This is a genomic window from Thioalkalivibrio sp., assembly GCF_007692535.1.
Lineage (GTDB): Bacteria > Pseudomonadota > Gammaproteobacteria > Ectothiorhodospirales > Ectothiorhodospiraceae > Thioalkalivibrio.
This window is the reverse complement of sequence record NZ_REBW01000029.1, coordinates 1-3,866: the sequence shown is the minus strand read 5'-3', so window position 1 is coordinate 3,866 and position 3,866 is coordinate 1. Positions and strand designations below refer to the sequence as shown.

The following is a 3,866-nucleotide window of genomic DNA, read 5'->3' as shown; positions in this document are numbered from 1 at the left end:
GGCTACGGCGGCAACGCGCTGCTCGGCAAGAAGTGCTTCGCGCTGCGCATCGCCTCGACCATGGCCCGCAACGAGGGCTGGCTGGCCGAACACATGCTGATCCTGGGAGCGGAGGCGCCGGACGGGACACGCACCTATATCGCCGCGGCCTTCCCCAGCGCCTGCGGCAAGACCAACCTGGCGATGCTGGTACCGCCCGAGCCGTTCCGCGAGGACGGCTGGAAGATCACCACGGTGGGCGACGACATCGCCTGGATCAAACCCGGACCCGACGGGCACCTGCGCGCGATCAACCCGGAGGCCGGGTTCTTTGGGGTCGCCCCGGGAACCAACGAGCAGACCAACGCCAGCGCGATGGCCACCATCCGCAGCAACAGCATCTTCACCAACGTGGCGCAGACCGACGACGGTGACATCTGGTGGGAAGGCCTCACCAAGACACCGCCGGAAGGTCTGACCGACTGGCGCGGCGAGCCCTGGGATCCGCTCAGCGGCAAGCCCGCCGCCCACCCCAACGCGCGATTCACCGCGCCGGCCTCGCAGTGCCCGACCATCGACCCGGCCTGGGAGGATCCGGCCGGGGTACCGATCCACGCCTTCGTCTTCGGCGGGCGGCGCAGCACCACGGTGCCGCTGGTGGTGCAGGCCTTCAACTGGAACTTCGGCGTCTACATGGCCGCGACCATGGGCTCGGAAACCACCGCCGCCGCCTTCGGCGAACAGGGCAAGGTGCGCCGCGACCCGTTCGCGATGCTGCCCTTCTGCGGCTACCACATGGCCGATTACTTCAACCACTGGCTGCAGATCGGCCGCGAGCTCGCCTACCCGCCGAAGGTCTTCGGGGTGAACTGGTTCCGGCGCGGCTCAGACGGACAGTTCCTGTGGCCCGGATTCAGCGAGAACATGCGCGTGCTGAAGTGGGTGATCGACCGGGTGCACGGCAACCGCCCGGCCCTGGAAAGCTCGCTCGGTCGCATGCCCAAATACGAGGACCTCGACTGGCGCGGCCTCGAGGACTTCACCCGCGAGCAGTTCAACGAACTGATGTCGATCGACCGCGAGGCCTGGAAGAAGGAAGTGCATTCCCAGGACGAACTGTTCTCCGAGCTCTACGACAAGCTGCCCAAGGAGTTCATCTTCATGCGCGAACTGCTGCTCTCGAGTCTCTGGCGCTCGCCCAAGCACTGGGGCCTGGCGCCGGAGCGGACCTAGACCGTTTTTTGACGGAAATACACAGCCACGGACGGGCACGGACGTAGGAGGCCAGCCTCTGGCCGATAGGACAGCCCCAACCCCTGATCGGCGAGGGGGCTCGCCTCCTACACCCGTGCTACCCGTGGATTGTTTTCATCCTTCGGGGTGTCTTGCCCGAGCGCATGAGATAATGCCTTGCGCCCAGAACGCGCTTCTGCTAACTTTCACCGCCTTTCGTGAAGGTCGAATCCCTTACTGGAGTTTTTCCATGGCACGAGTCTGCCAGGTGACGGGCAAGCGCCCGATGACGGGAAACAATGTTTCCCACGCCAACAACAAAACGCGTCGGCGCTTCCTGCCGAACCTGCACGCGCACCGCTTCTGGGTGGAGAGTGAGCAGCGCTTCGTCCGCCTGCGTCTGAGCAGCAAGGGGATGCGCGTGATCGACAAGCGCGGCATCGACGCCGTGCTGGCCGACCTGCGCGCACGCGGCGAAAAGGTCTAAAGGAGAAACGACATGGCCAAAGGCGTACGCGACAAGATTCGGCTGGTGTCCAGTGCCGGTACCGGGCACTTCTACACCACCACCAAGAACAAGCGGAACATGCCCGAGAAGATGCAGATCAAGAAATACGATCCCGTCGTCCGCAAGCATGTGATGTACAAGGAAGCGAAGATCAAGTAAGGCCCTGCAGGCACCCTGGCAGGACCCACAAGGCCCGGCTCCGTCCGGGCCCTTGTGTTTCTGGTCAGGCCGGCAGCTTCACGCCCCTAGTCCCGGACAGGCCGATCAGTCACCGAACATGGCACTGCCGCTGAAAACCAGTCTGCTGCCGCCGCATGCCTCCGAGTCGGGTTCATGTGCCTGCCTGCGCGTTCGCGCCGATCTCCCGCCCGCCGTGACCCTGAGCGACGGCTGCCTGCTGGTCGCGCCGGGCCTGGAGTCCGTTGCGGGTGGCAGCAGTGTCGAGGAATGGCGGGTCGACGGTCCCGGCCATGCAGCGCGTGAGGGGCCGGTCCACCTGCTCGAGCACGCCGACGTGCTCTTCGCGGCCTGGCACCAGCCCGACGACCCGCTGGCGGACAACGCCTATCAGGCCTATCTGAACCTCTTCCAGGCCATCCGCGCACGCGGTTTCCCGCACCCGATCCGCATCTGGAACTACTTCAGCCGAATCCACGGCGACGAATGCGGGCTGGAGCGCTACCAATCCTTCTGCATCGGCCGGGGCAAGGCCCTCGACGAACTCGGCGTCACCGAGGAAAGCATGCCCGCCGCCACCGCGATCGGGACCCGCGCCGCCGGCCTGTTCGTCTACCTGATCGCCGCCCGCAACCCCGGCCAGGCGATCGAGAACCCGCGCCAGGTCAGCGCCTACCGCTACCCGGAGCAGTACAGCCCCGAGAGCCCGGCGTTCGCCCGCGCCACCCGCATCGAGACCGACCTGGGGCCGCAGTTGCTGCTGTCGGGAACCGCCAGCATCACCGGGCACGAGAGTCGGCACATCGGCGACTGCGCCGCCCAGACGCGCGAGATCCTCGCCAACCTCGACGCCCTGCATGCCACGGCGGGCCCCGACGTGCCGCCCCCGGCCTGGCTGCGCGTCTACCTGCGCCGTCCGGAAGACCAGCCCGAGGTCGCCGCAATCCTGGCCCTGCACTACCCGCGCCCGCCTGCCCTGCACTGGGTGTACGGCGATGTGTGCCGGCGCGAACTCCTGGTGGAGATCGAGGGCGTGCATGCCCGAACTGCCTGAGGTCGAGACCACCCGCCGCGGGCTGGAACCCCACCTGCTCGGGCGACGGATCCACCGCCTGACCCTGCGCGATGCCCGGCTGCGCTGGCCGGTCCCCAACGACCTGCCCGCGCGCCTGGCCGGACACCGCGTCCTCAGCCTGAACCGGCGCGCGAAGTACCTGTTGCTGGAGACCGATGGACCCGCCCTGCTGCTGCACCTGGGCATGTCGGGGAGCCTGCGCCGCTGCGCCCCGGGAACCCCGCTGCGAACCCACGACCACCTGGTCTTCACACTCGACGACGGTTTCGAGATCCGCCTGCATGACCCGCGCCGATTCGGCTGCTGCCTGCCGCTGCCGGAGGCCCCTGCCGTGCACGCCCTGCTGGCCTCGCTGGGCCCGGAGCCCCTGGGCGACGACTTCGACGGCACGTATCTGCACCGGCTCAGCCGCGGCCGCCGCGCGGCGGTGAAATCGTTCATCATGGATCAGCAGGTGGTCGTCGGCGTCGGGAACATCTACGCCAGCGAATCCCTGTTCCTGGCCGGCATCCGGCCCGGCCGGGCGGCAGGACGGGTATCCCGTGCCGAATACCGCGAACTGGCCCGGCACATTCGCGCGGTGCTCAGCGATGCCATCACCCAGGGCGGCACGACGCTGCGCGACTTCGTGCGCGAGGACGGCAGCCACGGCTACTTCCGCCAGCACCTGCGTGTTTATGGCCGCGAGGGCCAGTCCTGCCTGACCTGCGCGACCCCGATCCGCAACCGCCGCATCGGCAACCGCGCCAGCACCTACTGCCCCACTTGTCAGCGCTGAGGCCAACCACGCGCGTTTGTCCTTTCAAGGGCATTTGCACCACGAAGGACACGAAGGCACGAAGTTCTGTAGGTCGGGTTAGCGTAGCGTAACCCGACGTGCCGGGGTCCCGGGGA

General features: G+C 67.4%; 5 protein-coding genes. All 5 read left to right on the top strand.

The genetic code is table 11. The features are described 5' to 3' along the window. Positions 1–1,212 (top strand): phosphoenolpyruvate carboxykinase (GTP) (locus tag EA346_RS00485; RefSeq protein WP_296754267.1); only part of this gene is annotated, 1,212 nt, incomplete at its 5' end. A 250-nt stretch (positions 1,213–1,462) separates the two neighbouring features. Beyond that, complete coding sequence (rpmB, locus tag EA346_RS00480; protein ID WP_296754265.1) at positions 1,463–1,699, top strand: 50S ribosomal protein L28; 237 nt, start codon at positions 1,463–1,465, stop codon at positions 1,697–1,699. A gap of 12 nt (positions 1,700–1,711) precedes the next feature. Further along, positions 1,712–1,879: a 50S ribosomal protein L33 gene (gene rpmG / locus EA346_RS00475; RefSeq protein WP_296748183.1), complete on the top strand. Its 168-nt coding sequence runs from the start codon at positions 1,712–1,714 to the stop codon at positions 1,877–1,879. A gap of 118 nt (positions 1,880–1,997) precedes the next feature. Then, complete coding sequence (locus tag EA346_RS00470) at positions 1,998–2,951, top strand: pteridine-dependent deoxygenase like protein (protein ID WP_296754263.1); 954 nt, start codon at positions 1,998–2,000, stop codon at positions 2,949–2,951. Next, on the top strand, positions 2,935–3,750 hold the full coding sequence (mutM, locus tag EA346_RS00465; protein WP_296754261.1) for a bifunctional DNA-formamidopyrimidine glycosylase/DNA-(apurinic or apyrimidinic site) lyase: 816 nt from the start codon (positions 2,935–2,937) through the stop codon (positions 3,748–3,750). The genes EA346_RS00470 and mutM overlap by 17 nt, the downstream gene beginning before the upstream one ends. The last annotated feature ends 116 nt before the right edge of the window (positions 3,751–3,866 follow it).

Excerpts from the sequence above, each read along its gene's own strand:
- rpmB (WP_296754265.1), top strand. The coding sequence starts at position 1,463 with ATGGCACGAGTCTGCCAGGTGACGGGCAAGCGCCCGATGACGGGAAAC.
- mutM (WP_296754261.1), top strand. The coding sequence starts at position 2,935 with ATGCCCGAACTGCCTGAGGTCGAGACCACCCGCCGCGGGCTGGAACCC.
- rpmG (WP_296748183.1), top strand. The coding sequence starts at position 1,712 with ATGGCCAAAGGCGTACGCGACAAGATTCGGCTGGTGTCCAGTGCCGGT.
- EA346_RS00470 (WP_296754263.1), top strand. The coding sequence starts at position 1,998 with ATGGCACTGCCGCTGAAAACCAGTCTGCTGCCGCCGCATGCCTCCGAG.